Raw genomic sequence first — 18,240 nt, 5'->3', positions numbered from 1 at the left:
GGCCCGCCCCGGCGGCGCGCAGCGCGGCCCCCAGGCACCGGGGCAGCACGAGGGCACCGGCAGGCAAGGCGCCACAGCGAGGCCGAGCCCCCGCCGGACCAGGGCGCCCCGCCCAAGGGAGCCGAGCCAGGTGGGGGCGGGTGGGTGAGGCCCGCCCCGGCGGCGCGCAGCGCGGCCCCTTGCCGCCGGGGCCCGAACGGCAGCCCTCGCGGAAGGGGCCCGGAACGGCGACAACCCGCGAGCCGGGGGAGGATCGCGGGTGTCGCCGGGGGATCTGTGGAGGGCCGGGCGGGGGTGCCCCGCCGAAGGCCCAGGGGGTCAAGCCCCGTGGCGGGGGCCTGGGGTCAGGCCCCGTAGGAGGGGGACCTGGGGTCAGGCCCCGTTGGAGGCCCAGGGGCCAGGTTCAGTGGGAGACGAGGTCGGGCTCCCGGTCCTCGTCGACGGCGGGGGCGTCGGGCCCGGGCTTCATCAGGAAGAGCGAGAGGACCGCGGCGACGAGGACGGCGGCCGCCCCGGTCACGAAGGTCGCGGACATCGCGTCGGTGAAGGCGGACCGTACGGCGTCCCCGAGGGCCGCGTTGCCCGTACGGGCGGCTTCGGCGAGGCCTTCGACGACGGAGTTGTCGGCGACGTCACCGGCCGACGCCGGCATCTCCTTGGCGTACGTGCTGGAGAGGACGGAGCCGAGGAGCGCGACGCCGAGGGCGGCGCCCGCCTGCTGGACGGTGTCGTTGAGGGCGGAGCCGACGCCGGCGTGCTCGCCGGGAACCGCGCTCATGAGGGCCGCCACCGCGGCGGGCATCGCGAGGCCGCCGCCCATGCCCATGAGGACCATGGCGATGGCGACGATGCCGAAGCCGTCACCGGGCTCAAGGGTGGTGAGGGTGAAGAAGCCACCGGCGGTGATGGCGAGACCGACGGCCACCAGGAAGCGGTTGCCGAGCTTCTGGCCGAGCGTGGCGCCCAGCGTGTTGAAGACGAGGGAGGCGACGGCGAGCGGCGCGAAGGCCCAGCCGGTCTTCGTCGGCGAGTAGTGCAGGACGAACTGCAGGTACTGGGTCAGGACCAGCAGCAGACCGCCGTTGGCGAAGGTCAGCAGGACGATCGAGAAGCTGGCGCCGGTGAAGACGCGGTTGCGGAAGAGCTCGATGGGGACCATCGGCTCGTCGACGCGGGTCTCCCAGAAGCCGAAGCCGACGAGGGCGACGACCGCCACGATCCCGGCGACGAACACCTTCGGGGAGTCGACGCCCTCCTTGGGCCACTCGGTGATCGTCCACACCAGGGCGACCATGCCGACGACCGACAGGATGATGCCGACCGGGTCGGCCTTGCGCCAGGGGCCCTTGGACTCGGGCATCAGGATGAGCGCGGCGAGGATCGCGAGGCCCACGATGGGCAGGTTGATCAGGAAGACCGAGCCCCACCAGAAGTGGCCGAGCAGGGCACCGCCGAAGACCGGGCCGCCGACGAGGCCGACCATCGCCACGGCACTCCAGGCCGCGATGGCCTTGGGCCGCTCCTCCTCGTCGAAGACGGTGATGAGGATCGAGAGGGTGCTGGGCATGATCAGCGCGCCGCCGATGCCCATGAGGACACGGCCCGCGATCAGCTGCTCGGGGCTGTTGGCGATCGTCGCGATCAGTGAGGCCGCGCCGAAGATGAGCAGTCCGATCACCATCACCTTGCGGCGCCCGAAGCGGTCCGAGAGCGAGCCGGACGTCAGCAGCAGGCCCGCGAAGACCAGCATGTACGAGTCGAGGATCCACTGGATGTCGGAGGCGGTGGCGTCGATGTCCTCGGCGATGGGCGGGATCGCCACGGTCAGGATCATGTTGTCCACGACCAGGACCAGCGTGCTCAGGCACAGCACGACGAGGATCAGCCAACGTCGCGGGTTACGCACCGGGGCCGTGCCGCCCGTTTCCTCTCCCGGGTCGTCCTTGCCCTGCGCTGCAAGCCCGTCCATCGGTCCTCCTCGGTACGTCGTTCGTTGTCTCCGAACACTGTACGTACGCCGCACAGTGTTCGCAAGTCCCGAACGCTGTTCGCATTCTGCGCTAAGGTAGGGGGGTCACGTCGGAGCAGAGAGAAGGGTGGCCGCATGCCGCGCACCGGGAAGCCGACCGCGATCTCCGTCTGGACCCGGCCGCAGCGACCGCGCCGGGAACAGCCCGCACTCAGCCGCGAACAGATCGTCAGCGAAGCCATCGCGCTGCTCGACTCCGAGGGCATCGAGGCGCTGAGCATGCGCAAGCTGGGCACGCGCCTGAACGCGGGCGCCACCTCGCTGTACACGCACGTGTCCAACAAGGACGAGATCATCGAGCTGGCCGTCGACCAGGTCTACGGCGAGATCGAGGTCCCGCAGCCCGTCTCCGAGTCCCACGAGGACTGGCTCACGGCCGCCAAGCAGTTCGCCGAGAACGTCCGAGCGACGCTGCTGCGGCACCCCTGGATCGCCTCCGTCCTCGGCGAGCTGGGCATGGCCCACCTGGGGCCGAACATGATGGGGCTCACGGAGGAGATGCTCGGCCTCTTCGAGTCGGGCGGCTTCGACCTGGAGACCTCCGAGATCGCGGGCAAGACCATCTGGGCGTACGTCATCGGCGTCGCGCTCACGGAGGCCGCGTACCTCACCACGCTCGCGCGCAGCGGACGCGCCGAGCAGGAGTGGCACGACATGATCCAGCCCGCCGCCGCGGAGGCGGTGCAGGCCTATCCGCGGCTGCGGAAGATGTACGCGATGTCGCCGCGCGGGTCCGACGCGATCACCGCGCGGCAGGGGTTCTTCGAGGTGGGCATCACCTGCATCCTGGACGGCCTGCAGGCCCACGCCGCCCGCTGAGCGGGCGCGTCCCCCCAATGGCCCGCTCCGGTGGCCGTCCCCCGACGGCCGCCGGACGCTCGGGCCATGACCTCACCGGATCGTGACGCGCACCGCACGGGGCCCGCGGGCCCCGCGGACGACGACAGCGCCTGGGCGTCGGGCGGCACGCTCTTCGCCGGCGTCCTCATGTTCGTGTACGGGATCCTCAGCGTGCTCGAGGGGATCGCGGGCATCGCCAAGGACGACGTGTACGCGCGCATCGGCGACTACGTGTACAAGTTCAACCTCACCACCTGGGGCTGGATCCATCTGGTGCTCGGCGTGCTGGTGGCGGTGACGGGCTGGGGCATCCTCAAGGGCGCCGACTGGGCTCGCGCGACGGGCATCGCCCTCGCCGCGGTGGCCATGGTCGCCCAGTTCCTCTGGCTCCCCTACACCCCGCTCTGGGCCCTGATCTCCCTGGCCATCGGCACGTTCATCATCTGGGCCCTCTGCACCAACGGCTCCACCGAGGAGTCAAGGACGTCCTGACCCTCCGCTAGAAGCTGGCGGGGCCGCCGTTGGCCCGGAGTGCGTCGTGGATGGCCTGCGTGAAGGCCCGGGTCGGGGCGGAGGGCGTGCCCGCGCGCCACACCGCCGCCACCTCCGCCGCGGGCAGGTCCGGCACCGGCACGAAGGTGATGTCGGGCCGGGAGTAGTACGTCTCGACGGAGGCGATGACGGGGGACACCCCCTGCCCCGTGGCGACGAGCGTGATGAGCTCCTGGAACGTGGCCACCGCCTGCCCCCGCCTGATCTCCCGCCCGGACGGCGTGCGCCGCGGCACCTGGAAGTCCCACCAGTAGGACGGCGCGCTGTTCACCACCCCGAAGCAGGTCTCGTCCGCCAGGTCCTCCCAGGACAGGGACGCGCGCCCGGCGAGCCGGTGGTCCACGGGCATCGCCAGGACGCGGGGCTGGCTGATGACCACGGGCCCGACGGTCAAGTCGGGCTCCTGCACGGGCAGGCAGGTGAAGAGCACGTCGACCTCCCCGGCCCGCAGCGGCCCGAGCGGATCCTGGAACTGGGTCTCCCGCATCCGGACCTCGCACCGCGGGCACCGCTCGCGGAACAGCTTCAGGATGGGCTGGGTCAGCGCCCCGGCCCCCGCCCCGAGGAAGCCGACGCCCAACTCGCCCTCCACGCCGCGCGCCACGTCCTTGGCGCGGGCCACCGCCTCCTCCATGAGGCGGTGCAGCGGCGCCAGTTCGTCGTACAGCTGACGTCCGAGCGGTGAAAGCCGCACCACGCGGCTGGTGCGTTCGAAGAGCGTGCCGCCGATCGTGCGCTCCAGCTTCTTCACGGTCTGGCTGACGCGCGCCTGCGAGATGCGCAGGCGCTCCGCCGTGTGCCCGAAGTGCAGCTCCTCGGCGAGCGTCAGAAACGTCTCCAGCTCGTGCCGTTCCATCCGACCCCTCCCCCTGTCAGGCCTCTGACCTGCATCGATAAGTCAGCGCATGGTGATCGTTTCATGGATCGTCGTTGATCGGCGGCGGGCCGCGGAGGATCGTTGGCACCGGCCTACCCCACCTCAACTCCCAAGGATCCGCCATGTCTTCGCGCCCCCGTCGGTCCCTCGTCGCCGCCACCGCACTCGCCCTCGTCGCCGGACTCTCCGCGGCCGGGGCCAGCGCCTCCACCGCCCCCACTGCTTCCGCGGACAGGGGCACGCAGTGGAACGCCGCCTGGGCGGCCTCCCCGCAACGGCCCAGCATCGGCTTCAAACCCAACTGGTCGGAGGCCGGCTTCGACAACCACACGGTGCGCCAGGTGGTGCGGGTGACACAGGGCGGCGACCGAGCGCGCATCCGGCTCTCCAACGCCTACGGCCCCTCCCCGCTGCGCATCGAGGGCGCCACCGTCGCGCGCACCGAGGGCACGAAGGGCGCCGCCGTCCAGAAGGGCACGCTGCGCCGCCTCACCTTCGGCGGGAAGCACTCCGTCACCGTCCCGGCCGGGGGGCAGCTGTCCAGCGACGCGGCCGCGCTCGGCCTCGACCGCTTCGACTCCGTCACCGTGACGCTCCGGCTCGCCCGCACCACCGGGCCCGCCACCTTCCACGCCCAGTCCTTCGCGACCAGCTACCGCGCCACGGGCGACCACCTCACCGACACCGGCGGCGGCGCCTTCGGCGAGTCCACCGAGTCCTGGTACTACCTCTCGGGCGTCGACGTACGCGGCGAGCGGCCCGCGAAGCGCGACGGCGTCGTCCTGTTCGGCGACTCCATCACCGACGGCTTCGGCTCCTCCGCCGACCGCAACCACCGCTGGTCCGACGCCCTCGCCGAGCGCCTCGCCGAGGCGGGCGAGCCGCGCCCGGTGGTCAACTCCGGCATCGGCGGCAACATGGTCCTGAACGACTCGGCGTGGTTCGGGGACAAGAGCTCCACCCGGTTCGCCCGGGACGTCACCGACCTGCCGAACGCCGGGACCGTCGTCGTCCTCGAAGGCGTCAACGACATCGGCTTCAGCGAGAGCGACAAGCCCCTGTACAAGCCCGCCCCGGTCGTGACGGCGAAGGAGCTCGTCAACGGCCACCGGAAGCTGATCCGCGCCGCGCACGCCAAGGGCCTGAAGGTCGTCGGCGCGACCCTGGTGCCGCTCGGCGGCTCCGACCACTACGGCAAGCACGCCGCCGCCGTCAGCGACGCCTTCAACACCTGGGTGCGTACGTCCGGCGAGTACGACGGGTACGTCGACTTCGACAAGGCCCTCGCCGACCCGAAGGACCCCGAGCGCATCCGGCCCGCGTACGACAGCGGCGACCACCTGCACCCGAACGACGCCGGGTACCGGGCCATGGCCCGCGCGGTCGACCTGAACGCGCTCTAACCCCGGTCGACATTCTGCTTCCACTCTGGATAGAACGGTCGTTCCAGCGAGATGAAGTACGGGATGACCTGAGCGGGGCGAACTACTCGTGCGTGTAGAACCAGTAGAACGTCGCCGCGAAGACGCTGCCCGCGACCACCGCCGCCATGCCCGTCGACCGCAGCACGCTCGCGTCCGTGAGGCTGTAGAGGAAGCCGAAGCTCACGCCCGCGAAGGTGGCCCAGGCCAGGGCGCGCAGCTCGCGCGGCAGGCCGGGGGCGAAGCGGCGCACGGCCGCGTACAGGGCGCCGAAGACCACCCCGGTGACCACGCCGTACAGGACGTTCCCGCCGGTGATGGGGCCGCCGTCGCGGTGGATGCCCGCCGCCCAGACGCCGTAGACGACGGCGAGGACGGCGGGGCCCGCCCAGGTGTGGGAGAGGCTGCGGATGCCGGGGGATCCGTGTGCGGTGAGTGCCATGGCGGTTCCTCTCTGCTCAGGCGCTACGGCCTCCTCCCAGGAAACACCCGCGCGGGCCCGCGCTCCACCGGAGCGCGTGGCACGCTGGGAAGGAGCCACGGCCCCCCGCGATGAGTTTCCCGGCCGGGTCCGGTCTCCCCTCATGACACGACGCACCGCATCGGAGGGCGTAGGGACATGAGCAGCAAGCAGCCGGGAGGGCACCCGGGGCCGGACGGCCTCGCCATCGAGACGGCGGGCCTGGTCAAGACGTTCGGCGAGAACCGCGCAGTCGACGGCGTCGACCTGACCGTCCCGGCGGGCACGGTCTACGGCCTGCTCGGGCCGAACGGCGCGGGCAAGACGACGACCGTGAAGATGCTCGCCACCCTGCTGCGCCCGGACGGCGGCGAGGCGCACGTCTTCGGGCACGACGTGGTCCGCGAGGCCGACGCCGTCCGCACCCGCGTCAGCCTCACCGGCCAGTACGCGTCGGTGGACGAGGACCTCACCGGCACCGAGAACCTGGTCCTGCTCGCCCGGCTCACGGGCCACGGCAAGAAGGCCTCGTACGCGCGCGCCGAGCAGCTGCTGACCGCGTTCGGCCTGGCCGAGGCCGCCGGGCGGCAGGTGAAGAACTACTCGGGCGGCATGCGGCGGCGCATCGACATCGCCGCGTCCATCCTGAACACGCCCGACCTGCTCTTCCTCGACGAGCCGACCACCGGGCTCGACCCGCGCAGCCGCAACCAGGTCTGGGACATCGTGCGCGCCGTCGTCGCCCAGGGCACCACGGTCCTGCTGACCACGCAGTACCTGGACGAGGCCGACCAACTGGCGGCCCGCATCGCCGTCATCGACAAGGGCCGGGTCATCGCCGAGGGCACCAAGGGCGAGCTGAAGGCGTCCGTCGGCGCGGGCTCCGTGCACGTCCGGCTGCGGGACGCGGCCCGGCGCGAGGAGGCGGCGCGCCTCCTCGGGCTCGCCCTGGCCGCGCAGGTGCAGCTGGAGCCGGACCCGGTGGCGCTCACCGCCCGGGTCGGCGACGGCGGGCGCGGCGCCGAGGAGGCCGCCGCGGAGAAGGCCTCCCGGGCGCTCGCCGAACTCGCCCGCGCGGGCATCGTCGTCGACAACTTCTCCCTGGGCCAGCCCAGCCTCGACGAGGTGTTCCTGGCCCTCACCGACCAGCCGCTCGACCCCCACCAGGACCGCGAGGAAGCAGAGGCCGCGCTATGAGCACCGTGACCACCGTCGAGGCCCAGGAGCTCGCGCCCGTCCGCACCGAGTCCCTCGCCGAACTGCTCATCTCCAAGGAGCGGCCGCGCCGCCCCAGCGCCCTGTCGACGTCCCTGACGTTCGGCTGGCGGGCCGTGCTGAAGATCAAGCACGTGCCGGAGCAGCTGTTCGACGTGACGGCGTTCCCGATCATGATGGTGCTGATGTACACGTACCTCTTCGGGGGCGCGCTCGCCGGGTCGCCGCGCGAGTACATCCAGTACCTGCTGCCCGGCATCCTCGTGATGTCCGTCGTCATGATCACGATGTACACGGGCGTCTCGGTCAACACCGACATCGAGAAGGGCGTCTTCGACCGCTTCCGCTCGCTGCCGATCTGGCGGCCGTCGGCGATGGTCGGCTACCTCCTCGGTGACGTCCTGCGCTACGCCATGGCGTCCGCCGTGATGCTCAGCGTCGGTCTCGTCCTCGGCTTCCGCCCCGACAACGCGGTCGGCGTGCTGCTCGGGGTGGTGCTCCTGCTCGTGTTCTCCTTCGCCTTCTCCTGGGTGTGGACGATGTTCGGGCTTCTGCTCCGCACCGAGAAGTCCGTGATGGGCGTCAGCATGATGGTGCTGTTCCCGCTGACGTTCCTCTCGGACATCTTCGTGAAGCCCGAGACGATGCCCGGCTGGCTCCAGGCCTTCGTCAACAACAACCCGGTCACCCATGTCGCCTCCGCCGTGCGCGGCCTGATGGCCGGCGACTGGCCGGGCACGGAGATCGCGTGGAGCCTGGGCTGGGCCGCGCTCCTCGTGGCGGTGTTCGGCCCGGTGACGATGCGCCTGTACAACCGCAAGTAGGCGGCCGCCGACGCCGCGGGCGGGCGGCCGCCCGCCCGTCCTGCTCCATCCGGAGTCACCCCGGTCGCGCCCCGCGCGGCCGGGGCCTTGCCTTGAGGCGTGCCCCCTCGCCTGCGCGCCGCCCTCTCCGCCGCCCTGCTCGTCCTCAGCTGCCTCCTGGTGCCCCTCGGCGCGGTCTCGACCTGGGCGGCGTACGAGATCCAGGACACGGACCGGTACGTCGCCACGATGGCGCCGCTCTCCTCGAACCGGGCGGTGCGGGCGGCCGTGGCCGACGCCGTCACCGACTCCGTGGTCAAGGAGATCGACGCGGGGCCGCTGCAGTCCACCGTCGAGTCGTTCGTCCGGGACGCCGTGCGCTCCTTCACCGAGACGGCGGCCTTCCGCACCGCCTGGAACGCGGCGAACCGCGCCGCGCACGCGGCCGTCGAGCAGGCTCTGGAGAACGACTCCGACAGCGAGGTGAGCATCGACCTCGCGCCGATCACCCAACAGGTCAAGCGGCAGCTCAGCGAGGAGGGCGTGCCGTTCGCCGACCGCATCCCCGTGCGCCACACCGAGGTCACGGTCATGAAGGCGCAGGACCTGAGCGACTACCGGAAGGTGTTCCGCATGCTCCAGGCCGCGGGCCTCTGGCTGCCGATCGCCGCGGCGGTGTTCGCCGTCGGCGGCATCCTCCTCGCGGTGCGCCGCCGCCGCGCCGTCCTCGCCACCGCCCTCGGCACGGCCGCCGGAGCCGCCGCGCTCGCCGCCGCCGTCGCGGTCGGCCGCGCCCTCACCCTGGACGACCTGCCCCCGGACGTGTCGCGGGCCGCCGCGGGGGCCGTCTACGACGCGCTCACCCAGACCCTGCGGGTGACCGCCTGGGTCCTGATCGGCCTGGGGCTGCTCGTCGCGGCCGCGATGTGGTGGCTCACCCGCAGGGGCTCCGGGAAACTTTCCGCGGAGCCGCCACGTCTCTAAGGGAGGATTCGGACAGCACGCCGCCCGGCGGGCGTCCCGTCGAGGAAAGGCCGCCCCTTGGAGCACGCGACGGCACCGCCCACCGCCCCCGAGGACCCGTTCCCCGCCGACGCACCCACCCGGCGGCCGGGCCGCTGGCGGGCCGCCGCCTGGACCGCGGGCCTGCTGCTCGCCGCGGTGAGCGCCGTGCTCGGCTGCCGCGCCGCCGACACCGACGCGATCACGCCCGTGCCGCAGGTCCTCGCCTTCCTGCCGTGGCTGCTCGCGCCCGCCGCGCTCGCGCTGCTGCTCGCCGCGTACGGGCGCTGGCGCGTCGGGCTCGTCTGGGCGGTGGCCGTGCTCGGCGGGCTCGCCTGGTTCATGGAGCCGTACGGGAAGCTGGCGGAGCCGGACGGGCCGCCCGTGGCCGATCTGCGCGTCCTCGCCTCCAACGTCGAATTCGGGCGCGGGGCGCCCGGGTTGGTCAAGGCCGTGCGGGAGCACAAGCCGGACCTCGTCTTCGTGTCCGAGTGCGACCGCGCCTGCCGGGGCACGCTGCGCGAGGGGCTGCCCGCCTCGGCGTACCCCTACCGGGTGGCGGCAGGGGGGAACGGGGCCGACGGGTCCGTCATCCTCTCCAACGTGCCGCTGAAGCGGGCCGCGGGGGTGCGCGGGACGCTCGGCATGCCCGGGGCCGTCGCCGACGTCAAGGGCGTGGCCGTGCGGCTCCAGCTCGCCCATCCGATGCCGCCCACGCCCGGTGACGTCGACCGGTGGCGCGCGGAGCTCGGCTCGCTGCGGGCGTACGCCGCGGCGGGGGACGGGCGGCCCACGGTCCTGGCCGGGGACTTCAACGCCACGCAGGACCACGCGGCGTTCCGGCGCATCCTCGACACGGGGCTTCGCGACGGGGCGCGCGTCGCCGGGGCCTCCCGGACGCCCACCTGGCCCACGGCGCTGCCCCGCCCCTTCGGCGCGCAGATCGACCACGTCCTCACCACCCCGGACTTCGCCGCGCACGAGGCCCGCTTCCTCACCCTGGGCAACACGGACCACCGTGCGGTGCTGCTTGACCTGACACTGCACCGGGCCTGAACCCTGGGGGCTCCGCCCCCAGACCCCCGCTCCTCAAACGCCGGAGGGGCTGGATCTTCCAGGCGCCGTCTGCCCAGGTCAGCCGTGGGTCCGGCCATAATGGCCGCATGCGCCGCCGAGCCCCACTGGTCTCACTCGCCCCGCCGGACTGGCTCGTCAGGTCTCTCAAGCCACAGCCGGCCCCCGTCCCCTGGGCGGCGGTCGCCCGCGCGGCCGTCGCCATGGCCCTGCCGGTGGCGATCGGCACCGCGGCCGGCCACCCCGCCTACGGCGCGCTCGCCAGCATGGGCGCCCTGTCCGGCGTCATCGGCGACACCGCCGACGCGTACCGGATGCGGATCCTCAACATCGCCGTCCCGCAGCTGTTCGGCGCGCTCGGCGTCACCCTGGGCTCGCTCGCCCACGGTCACGGCTGGGCCGCCGTCGCCGCGGTGACCCTCGTCGCGCTGGTCTCCGGGATGATGTCGACGATCGGCGCCGTCGCCTCCGTTTCGGGGCTCCTGCTGCTGCTCAACGCGGTCATCGGCGCGGGCCTGCCGCTGCCCGGCGAGTGGTGGCTCGCCCCGGCCCTGATGACCGGCGGCGGCCTGCTCGTCCTCGTGCTCGCGCTGCTCGCCTGGCCGCTGCGGTCCGGCGTACCCGAACGGGCCGCGGTCGCGGCCGCGTACGAGAAGGTGGCCGCGCTCCTGGAGGCGGCGGGCACCGAGCACACCGGTGACGACGCCTACGACGAGGCCCGCGCCGCCGTCACCGCCCAGCTCAACCAGGCCTACGACCTCGTCCTCGCCCGCCGCGCCCGCGACCACGGCCGCAGCCCCGACCTGGTGCGGCTCATCGCCGAGCTGAACGCCATCACCCCGGTCGTCGAGGCCGCGCCCGCCGCCCACCAGTACGGCGAGGAGCTGCCGCCCGAACTCCCCGCCGCGGCCCGCAGGCTGGCCGCCGCCATCGCCCGCGGCCCCGGCGCGGAACCGGCCGCCCTCGGCCTGCCCGCTGAGCTGCCGGAGACGTACGGCGCCGCCGCCCGCGCCGTGTACCAGGCGCTGCGGCACGCCGCCGACACTCTCGCCGACCCCGACCCGCTCACCGCCGTGCACGCCGACGACCGCCTCGGGCGGCCCGCCGCGCTGCGCGTGCGGGCCCGGCGCGCCACCCGCAACGTCATCCTGTCCGGGGCCTCCTGGCGCTACGGCCTGCGGCTCGCGCTGTGCATCGGCATCGCGCAGTCCCTCGTCTCGCTCATCGACGTGCCGCGCTCGTACTGGGTGGCGCTCACCGTCACCTTCGTCCTGAAGCCGGACTTCGGCTCGGTGTTCTCGCGCGCGGTGATGCGGGCCCTCGGCACGGCGGCGGGGCTCGTGGTGGCCGCGGCCGTGCTCTCCGCCGTCGACCGGGGCTGGTGGGACGTGCCCGTGGTGCTCGTCCTCGCCGCGCTCATCCCGGCGCTCACGCCGCGCGGTTACGGCTACCAGACCGCCGCCATCACCCCGGTGATCCTGCTCCTTTCGGACGTCCTCAACCACCAGGGCTTCGGGCTCGTCCTGCCCCGCCTGCTCGACAGCCTCATCGGCTGCGCCATCGCGCTCGTCGCGGGCTATCTGCTGTGGCCGGAGAGCTGGCACACGCGGATCGGGGACCGGCTCGCGGACGCGGTCGCCGACACGGCGGCGTACGTGGAGTGCGCGTTCGGCCAGGACGGCGGCGGTGATCCCGCCGCGCGGGCCCGGATGCGGCGGCGCCTGTACCGCGATCTGTCCGACATCCGTACGGAGTTCCAGCGGGCGCTGACCGAACCCCCGCCCGTGGGGGCGCGGGCCGCCGCGTGGTGGCCGCTGGTGGTGGCCGTGGAGCGGATCGTCGACGCGACCACGGCGGCGCGGGTGCGGGTACGGCACGGAGCCTCCGCCCCCGAGGGGGCGGAGGCCGGGGAAGTCGTGCGGCAGCTGCGCGAACTGGCCGCCGCGCTGCGGGAGGTGGAGGTGCTCGTTCCGGTCCCGGTGGAGTTCACCGGGCCCAAGGACAGCGTCCTGGAACCCCTCCGCCAGGAGGTGGCCGCGGCGCGCGCGATCGCGTCACCGCGGCCCCAGGCCTAGTGGGCCCTGGCTCCCCGCGGGGTCACTTCGCTGCTTCGACCTGCTTCATGGCCTTGGCCAGACCGTTGGCCCAGAGCTGGTTGACCCGGGCGCGCTCCTGCGCGTTGGGCTGGGCGTTCTGGCAGGACGTGCCGGGGCCGCCGCCGGACATGAGCTCCGAGCACGGGCCGCGGTAGTTGTCGGGGAGGCCGAGCACGTGCCCGGTCTCGTGGGCGGTCACGCGGGTGGAGTTGTACTGCTGGTTCTGCCGGTAGTCGAGGAAGATGTAGCCACGGCCGTGGCCGTTGGTGCTCGCGTACGAGCCGCGCGGGTCGTTGCCCTCGCGGTACTCGAAGCTGGTGCCGCTCGTCCCTTCCTGGAGCTTGACGTTGGAGACGGCCGCGTTCCATATGGAGGTGCTCGCGGCGATCTGCTGCCGGAACGACGGGGCGCGCTGGGTGCTGTAGGTCACCGTGACGGCCTTGACGCCGGGGTTCGCCGCGCGCTTCTCGGCGACCGCCTTGACGACGGCCTCGAAGAACGCCTTGTTCGCCGCGGCCTCTTCGGAGGAGCCGGTGTAGCCGGCGTAGGAGGACGACGCGGTGGTCTTGGCCGAGTCGGCCGAGGTGGCGGCCGAGGCGACGGAGGAGGTGCCGAGCGCGGCGACCGCAAGTCCGAGTGCGGCGGCGACGGACACATAACGCTTGTGCATGTGGGGGGCTCCCTACTCGTTCGGTGAAAGATGAACGTTTCGGTATCCGTGAGTGTCGGGCAGCCAGGCGCGTTGCGGATGATGGCAGCTGGCGATAGCCCAGGCCTATCGCCGCACATCCGGTCACCGAACGGAGGGGCAACTTCTACGGTTCCATGGGTGTTTGGGAGGCTGGTGTGCCGCCGTAACCCGCTCTACGCTCACGGCCATGGAGCTCGAGGTCAGGCACCTCCGCGCACTCTGCGCCATCGCTGACAGCGGCAGCCTGCACAAGGCCGCCCGCCAACTCGGCATGAGCCAGCCCTCGTTGACCACCCAGTTGCGCCGCATCGAACACGCCGTGGGCGGCCAGCTCTTCACCCGCGAGCGCACCGGCTGCCGCCCGACCCCGCTCGGCCGCACCGTCCTCAGCCGCGCCCGCCCGCTCGTCATCGAGATGCGGGCCCTGATCACCGAGGCCCGCGCGGCCGCCGCCCGCTCCGCCGACGGGGAGCCGCGGCTGCGCATCGGGTCCACGGCGAGCCGCGCCATACCGGGCTGGCTGCGCAGGCTCCGCGCCAGCATGCCCGGCACCGAGACCTCGCTCCAGATGGATGTGTCGGCGAACGCGCTGCTCCGCGACGTCGCCGACGGCCGGCTCGACGTCGCGTTCGTGCACGAGGTGGAGGGCAGCCCGCTCCGGTTCCCCGACGGGCTCGCCCACCGCGTCCTCATCGACCGCGAACCGCAGTTCGTCTCGCTCGCCGCCGACCACCCCGCCGCCCGCGAGCCCGTCGTCGCCCTCACCGACCTCGCCGACGACCGCTGGATGGTCGACCCGACCGTGGACGGCGAGTGGGACGGCCTGAGACGGATGCTGAGATCCGCGGGCCTCAACCCCCGCGTGCTGCACGGCGACTACCTCACCGCCGCCACGCTCGTCGCCACCGGCGAGGTCGTCACCGTCTGCCAGCCCACCTCGGTGGCGAGACCCGACATGGCGGTCAGACCCCTGCACGGCGATCCCCTGGGCGTCCGCCTGTACGTCGCGGCCCGTACGGAGACGGAGCTCAACGCCGTGTACGGCGAGCTGGAGGCCGCGTACTGGGAGGCCGCCGCGGAGGCCCCCGCCTACCAGGACTGGCTGCTCGGCACCCGCGGCGCCGCGCCCCCCGCGCCCGGTCCCCCGGCGCGTCCCCCCGCTCTTCCCTCCGCGTGTCCCCCCGCATGTCCCCCCGAACCGCCGGGCCGCGCGGTTCCCCCGCCCGGGGACCTTGGCCCCCACTCCGCTCGGGACCTTCGGCCAACCCCTCTCTGACCTGCGCTTTTCACCGGTTTACGGTTCTGCGCCGCGGTCTGCGGCCAGTTGTTACGTTCCCTACCGATGACGCACACATGGCGCCCGTAGCTTCATATCCGTCGCCACCGCAAAGGGGCACATAGACGGACAAGACGCCGACCAGTACGAGGGAACCACGCCATGCGCGCCACCCGACGCACCATCCGCACCGCCGCCATCGCCACCGGCGCGATCGCCGCGCTCGCCGTCCCCACCACCGCGGCCTTCGCCGACACCCCGCCGGCCCCGCACTCGGCCGACGGTGCCACCGCGCCCGGCGACCAGACCGACGGCGACCGGACGCCGGACCCGGACCCCACGCCGACGCCGGACGACAAGACGACTCCGGACGACCACACCAAGCCGGACGACCGGACCAAGCCCGACGAGGACAAGGACAAGCCCGTCCCCGGCGGCTGGGAGTCCAAGGGCACCGTCAGCCTCGGCGGCGGCTGGACCGCACAGGTCGACGTGAACGCCTCCGCCCGCTCCGCCAAGGCCCAGCTCCTCCAGGACGGCGTCGCCAAGGGCTCCCTGAGCGCCGAGGGCCAGTCCGCGTCCACCAGGATCAGCGGCTACACGTTCACGCTCTCCGCCGACGGCAACGTCACCAAGACCGGCTCCGGCGACGACAAGGACAAGCCGGTCCCCGGCGGCTGGGTCTCCAAGGGCACCGTCAGTCTCGGTCACGGCTGGACCGCCAAGGTCGACGTGAACGCCTCCGCGCGCAGCGCCAAGGCGCAGCTCCTCAAGAACGGCGTCGCCAAGGGCTCCCTGAAGGCGTACATCAAGCCCGCGTCCACGAAGATCGACGGCTGTACGTTCACGCTGACCGCCGACGGCACGGTCACCAAGACCGGCACGCCGACCCCGCCGAAGCCGAAGCCGCAGCCTTCGAAGAAGCGCACCTTCGTCCGCGAGTACCAGAACCTCGGCAAGACCGGCTTCGACGCCAAGGTCTACAAGACCAAGGCGGGCTACGAGGCGGACATGATCGCCCCGGCCCCCGACACCGGCAAGAAGACCGTCTGGGACACCCTGAAGCAGACCGGCGGCAAGGCCGCGTACGGACAGCACAACGGCGCGCACTTCGTGCTCAACCCCGACGGCACCATGAAGGGCTGGGTCGAGGGCCGCACCCACGGCGGCGGCACGTCGAAGCCCACGCACCCCTCCACCAAGGTGCCGCAGGGCGGCGTCAAGGCGGGTGCCGACGGCGTGGGCGACACCGCGGGCGCCTCGCACGACACCCCGCTGGTCGCCGCGGGCGGCGGCATGGCCGCCCTGGGCGCCGCGGGCCTGGGCTTCGCGATGTACCGCCGCAAGCAGAACAACCAGTAGCGGTACGTGAGACGGGGCGCCCCCGGGTCAGGGGGCGCCCCTTCACGCGTTCACGTACGCGACTTGCGCGCTTCCGTGCGCGACGGCTCAGACGCCGATGTCGTCGCCGTTCGCGCGCCACACCGACACGACCGCCGGGCGCACGATCTTCCCCGGTCCGTCGGGCCAGGCGCTCGCGGGCTTCTCGACGGACGCGCCGTCGACCTCGCCCGGGTGCTGCACGGCGACGAGCACGCGCCGCTCCTGCACGAGCGGGCCGCAGGTCTCCGCGCCCGTCGGCATCGTCAGGAACTGCTTCAGCTCACCGCGCCGCTCGCCCTTCGTGGCCACGCCGAACAGGCCGTCGTGGGAGCCGAGCTGGTTGCCGTCGGTGGAGATCCACAGGTTGCCGTGCGGGTCGAAGGCCACGTTGTCGGGGCAGGAGATGGGGCTGACCTTGTCCTTCGGGAAGCCCGCGAAGTACGTGGCCGGGTCGTTCGGGTCGCCCGCGACGAGGAAGAGGTTCCAGGCGAAGCGCGTGGACTCGGGCCGGTTGCGGGCCTCCGTCAGCTCCAGGACCTGGCCGTGCTTGTTGAGGTTGCGCGGGTTGGCCTCGTCGGCACCGGCCTTGCCTGGCTTGCCGCGGTCGGAGTTGTTCGTCAGGGCGACGTACACCTTGCCGGTCGTCGGGGACGGCTCGATGTCCTCGGGGCGGTCCATCTTCGTGGCGCCCACCTTGTCACCGGCGAGGCGCGTGAAGACGTACACCTCGTCGGCGGTCATGCCCTCGACGTGGGAGACGGCCTTGCCGCCCGCGTACGCGGTGGCCAGCGGGATCCACTCGCCGCCGCCGTCGAACTCGCCGTCGGCAGGGAGCTTGCCCGTGCCGTCGATCTCCGCGGCCGGGGAGTCGCCCGTGAACTTGGCGACGTACAGGGTGCCCTCGTCGAGCAGCGTGAGGTTGTGCTCGCGCGCCCAGCGCGAGTTCCCCTTCGCCATCCGCTTGCTGCTCACGAACTTGTACACGTAGTCGAACCGCTCGTCGTCGCCCATGTAGACCACCGGGCGGCCGTCGCGGGTCAGGCGCGGCTGGGCGCCCTCGTGCTTGAAGCGGCCGAGCGCGGTGCGCTTGCGCGGCACGGAGTCCGGGTCGTACGGGTCGAGCTCGACGACCCAGCCGAAGCGGTGCGGCTCGTTCGGCTCCTTGGTCAGGTCGAAGCGGTCGTCGAAACGCTCCCACTTGCGCTCGGACTCGCCGCCGACGACGCCGTAGCGCTTCAGGCGCGCGGCCTGGGTGGGGTCGGTGACCTTGTCCGCGTGCGCGAAGTACTGGTTGAAGTTCTCCTCGCCGTGCAGCGTGGTGCCCCACGGGGTGGTGCCGCCGGAGCAGTTGTTGAGCGTGCCGAGGACGGTGGTGCCGCGCGGGTCGGCCTTCGTACGGACGAACTCGCTGCGGGCGGCGGGCCCGGTGAGGTGGAACTTGCTGGTGGTGGTCAGGCGTCGGTTGAGGCGGTGGCGGGGCACGGCTCGCAGCGCGCCGGTCTTCCGCTCGCCGTCGACCACGACCACGGACAGGCCGTGCGCGGCCCAGGCGATCTCGACCTGCTCGCGGGTCGGGTTCTTCGCGTCGTAGCCCTTGAACATCAGGACCTCGTCCGTGTACTCGTGGTTGGCCACGAGCACCTGACGGCCGTGCTCCTCGCTCTCGCCGCGCAGCGGCAGCAGGCTGAGGAAGTCGTTGTTGTAGCCGAACTGGCCGGCCTGGGCCTTCGCGGACTGCTTGTCCGCGTCGAAGGCGGGGGCGCCGCGCAGGATGGGCTCGCCCCAGCGGATCACGACGTTCTGGCGGTAGCCGTCGGGGACGGAGACCTTGTCGGCCGTGTTGGGCGCGACGGGCGTGAACCGCAGGCCGCGGGCGGCCTTTCCGCCCTTGGGTTTGTACGCCGCCGGGGCCGCGGCCGCGGCTTCGCCCGCGCCGGGGCCGAGGGCGACGCCGCCCGCTGCCGTCGCGGCCACGGTCACCACGGCGGCCGCGCGCATCATGGAGCGGCGGCTCAGGGCACCGGCTATGACGTCGCCGACGTACTCGTTGTCGCTGGTGTTCGGCACCGGGTGGAAACAGGCGTCGCCGCAGCGGAACCGGCACGTCATGGCCGAGCGGCCGCCCGCACCGCCCGGGTGCGAGGTGATCAGGGGCAGCAGCTTGCGCACGGGTTCCTCCAAGGTGGCTGAAATGGGCTGCGACGTGGCTGTTTTCACTCGATTCACAGCGGTCCGGCTGGAGGCTAGGGGCGGCTGCCAGCAGTACGGGGGACTGCGGGTGAACGGAGCGTGAACCGCGCCTGGCCCCTGGGCTTGGCCGGGGGCCCCGTGTGTCCGGTGGGGCGGCGGATACCCTTACGTATCCCTTGTGGCCTGGGGGCCGGTCGGGGACTCATTCACGCTGAACTCACATTTAGGGGTGCGCATATGGGCATTCTGGATCGTCTGCGGAGCGCCTTCCGGCGCCCCCGAACCAATCCAACGCCCCCCTCCCCCCGGGCCGAGTCCCCCGCCCCTGCCG

Annotated in this window: 15 protein-coding genes; 10 read left to right on the top strand and 5 right to left on the bottom strand. The window is 72.7% G+C overall.

Annotated features, from left to right (window positions below):
• Positions 1-403: 403 nt before the first annotated feature.
• The gene (locus tag IG74_RS0141105; RefSeq protein WP_030688124.1) at positions 404-1,969 is read right to left on the bottom strand and encodes an MFS transporter; all 1,566 of its coding nucleotides are present in this window, start codon (positions 1,967-1,969) and stop codon (positions 404-406) included.
• A gap of 135 nt (positions 1,970-2,104) precedes the next feature.
• Here IG74_RS0141105 and IG74_RS0141100 point away from each other — a divergent pair, with 135 nt between their 5' ends.
• The gene (locus IG74_RS0141100) at positions 2,105-2,848 is read left to right on the top strand and encodes a TetR/AcrR family transcriptional regulator (protein WP_030688122.1); all 744 of its coding nucleotides are present in this window, start codon (positions 2,105-2,107) and stop codon (positions 2,846-2,848) included.
• Between the two features lie 66 nt (positions 2,849-2,914).
• Entirely contained in the window at positions 2,915-3,361 is a 447-nt protein-coding gene (locus IG74_RS0141095) for a DUF7144 family membrane protein (protein WP_030688120.1), read from the top strand.
• Between the two features lie 7 nt (positions 3,362-3,368).
• On the opposite strand, the gene IG74_RS0141090 is transcribed toward IG74_RS0141095, so the two are convergent.
• Complete coding sequence (locus IG74_RS0141090) at positions 3,369-4,277, bottom strand: LysR family transcriptional regulator (protein WP_030688117.1); 909 nt, start codon at positions 4,275-4,277, stop codon at positions 3,369-3,371.
• Positions 4,278-4,420: 143 nt separating this feature from the next.
• Here IG74_RS0141090 and IG74_RS0141085 point away from each other — a divergent pair, with 143 nt between their 5' ends.
• Entirely contained in the window at positions 4,421-5,701 is a 1,281-nt protein-coding gene (locus tag IG74_RS0141085) for an SGNH/GDSL hydrolase family protein (protein ID WP_030688115.1), read from the top strand.
• An 82-nt stretch (positions 5,702-5,783) separates the two neighbouring features.
• Here IG74_RS0141085 and IG74_RS0141080 read toward each other — a convergent pair whose 3' ends face one another.
• A complete protein-coding gene (locus tag IG74_RS0141080) occupies positions 5,784-6,161 on the bottom strand; it encodes a hypothetical protein (protein WP_051856489.1) in 378 nt (125 codons plus the stop codon).
• A 177-nt stretch (positions 6,162-6,338) separates the two neighbouring features.
• On the opposite strand from IG74_RS0141080, the gene IG74_RS0141075 reads away from it, so the two are divergent.
• The 5 genes from IG74_RS0141075 to IG74_RS0141055 all read left to right on the top strand — a co-directional run bounded on the left by IG74_RS0141075 (position 6,339) and on the right by IG74_RS0141055 (position 12,348).
• Positions 6,339-7,376 (top strand): ATP-binding cassette domain-containing protein, encoded by a 1,038-nt coding sequence (locus IG74_RS0141075; protein WP_051856488.1) that lies wholly within the window; start codon positions 6,339-6,341, stop codon positions 7,374-7,376.
• Positions 7,373-8,218 carry an ABC transporter permease gene (locus IG74_RS0141070; RefSeq protein ID WP_030688108.1) on the top strand — a complete coding sequence of 282 codons (846 nt, stop codon included), beginning with the start codon at positions 7,373-7,375 and terminating at the stop codon, positions 8,216-8,218. Before IG74_RS0141075 ends, IG74_RS0141070 begins: the two co-directional genes overlap by 4 nt.
• Before the next feature lie 99 nt (positions 8,219-8,317).
• Positions 8,318-9,181 carry a hypothetical protein gene (locus IG74_RS0141065; RefSeq protein ID WP_051856487.1) on the top strand — a complete coding sequence of 288 codons (864 nt, stop codon included), beginning with the start codon at positions 8,318-8,320 and terminating at the stop codon, positions 9,179-9,181.
• Positions 9,182-9,238: 57 nt separating this feature from the next.
• Complete coding sequence (locus IG74_RS0141060; protein WP_030688102.1) at positions 9,239-10,255, top strand: endonuclease/exonuclease/phosphatase family protein; 1,017 nt, start codon at positions 9,239-9,241, stop codon at positions 10,253-10,255.
• A 107-nt stretch (positions 10,256-10,362) separates the two neighbouring features.
• A complete protein-coding gene (locus tag IG74_RS0141055) occupies positions 10,363-12,348 on the top strand; it encodes an FUSC family protein (RefSeq protein WP_030688099.1) in 1,986 nt (661 codons plus the stop codon).
• 22 nt (positions 12,349-12,370) lie between these two features.
• Here the strand turns inward: IG74_RS0141055 and snpA are convergent, their stop codons facing one another.
• Positions 12,371-13,039, bottom strand: a complete 669-nt coding sequence (snpA, locus tag IG74_RS0141050) for a snapalysin (protein ID WP_030688097.1) — start codon at positions 13,037-13,039, stop codon at positions 12,371-12,373.
• A gap of 208 nt (positions 13,040-13,247) precedes the next feature.
• On the opposite strand from snpA, the gene IG74_RS0141045 reads away from it, so the two are divergent.
• Complete coding sequence (locus IG74_RS0141045; RefSeq protein ID WP_030688094.1) at positions 13,248-14,336, top strand: LysR family transcriptional regulator; 1,089 nt, start codon at positions 13,248-13,250, stop codon at positions 14,334-14,336.
• A gap of 162 nt (positions 14,337-14,498) precedes the next feature.
• The gene (locus IG74_RS0141040; RefSeq protein WP_030688092.1) at positions 14,499-15,698 is read left to right on the top strand and encodes a hypothetical protein; all 1,200 of its coding nucleotides are present in this window, start codon (positions 14,499-14,501) and stop codon (positions 15,696-15,698) included.
• Positions 15,699-15,785: 87 nt separating this feature from the next.
• On the opposite strand, the gene IG74_RS0141035 is transcribed toward IG74_RS0141040, so the two are convergent.
• Positions 15,786-17,888 carry a PhoX family protein gene (locus IG74_RS0141035; protein WP_030688091.1) on the bottom strand — a complete coding sequence of 701 codons (2,103 nt, stop codon included), beginning with the start codon at positions 17,886-17,888 and terminating at the stop codon, positions 15,786-15,788.
• Between the last annotated feature and the right edge of the window lie 352 nt (positions 17,889-18,240).

The sequence above is a fragment of the Streptomyces sp. NRRL B-1347 genome, assembly GCF_000720325.1.
GTDB lineage: Bacteria > Actinomycetota > Actinomycetes > Streptomycetales > Streptomycetaceae > Streptomyces.
Note: the sequence above shows the minus strand (reverse complement) of the source record. Positions and strands in the feature narration are given on the sequence as shown.

Bases quoted from the DNA above. Each gene is read 5' to 3' on its own strand.
- IG74_RS0141105 (WP_030688124.1), bottom strand. From the start codon at position 1,969: ATGGACGGGCTTGCAGCGCAGGGCAAGGACGACCCGGGAGAGGAAACG.
- IG74_RS0141100 (WP_030688122.1), top strand. From the start codon at position 2,105: ATGCCGCGCACCGGGAAGCCGACCGCGATCTCCGTCTGGACCCGGCCG.
- IG74_RS0141095 (WP_030688120.1), top strand. From the start codon at position 2,915: ATGACCTCACCGGATCGTGACGCGCACCGCACGGGGCCCGCGGGCCCC.
- IG74_RS0141090 (WP_030688117.1), bottom strand. From the start codon at position 4,277: ATGGAACGGCACGAGCTGGAGACGTTTCTGACGCTCGCCGAGGAGCTG.
- IG74_RS0141085 (WP_030688115.1), top strand. From the start codon at position 4,421: ATGTCTTCGCGCCCCCGTCGGTCCCTCGTCGCCGCCACCGCACTCGCC.
- IG74_RS0141080 (WP_051856489.1), bottom strand. From the start codon at position 6,161: ATGGCACTCACCGCACACGGATCCCCCGGCATCCGCAGCCTCTCCCAC.
- IG74_RS0141075 (WP_051856488.1), top strand. From the start codon at position 6,339: ATGAGCAGCAAGCAGCCGGGAGGGCACCCGGGGCCGGACGGCCTCGCC.
- IG74_RS0141070 (WP_030688108.1), top strand. From the start codon at position 7,373: ATGAGCACCGTGACCACCGTCGAGGCCCAGGAGCTCGCGCCCGTCCGC.
- IG74_RS0141055 (WP_030688099.1), top strand. From the start codon at position 10,363: ATGCGCCGCCGAGCCCCACTGGTCTCACTCGCCCCGCCGGACTGGCTC.
- snpA (WP_030688097.1), bottom strand. From the start codon at position 13,039: ATGCACAAGCGTTATGTGTCCGTCGCCGCCGCACTCGGACTTGCGGTC.
- IG74_RS0141045 (WP_030688094.1), top strand. From the start codon at position 13,248: ATGGAGCTCGAGGTCAGGCACCTCCGCGCACTCTGCGCCATCGCTGAC.
- IG74_RS0141040 (WP_030688092.1), top strand. From the start codon at position 14,499: ATGCGCGCCACCCGACGCACCATCCGCACCGCCGCCATCGCCACCGGC.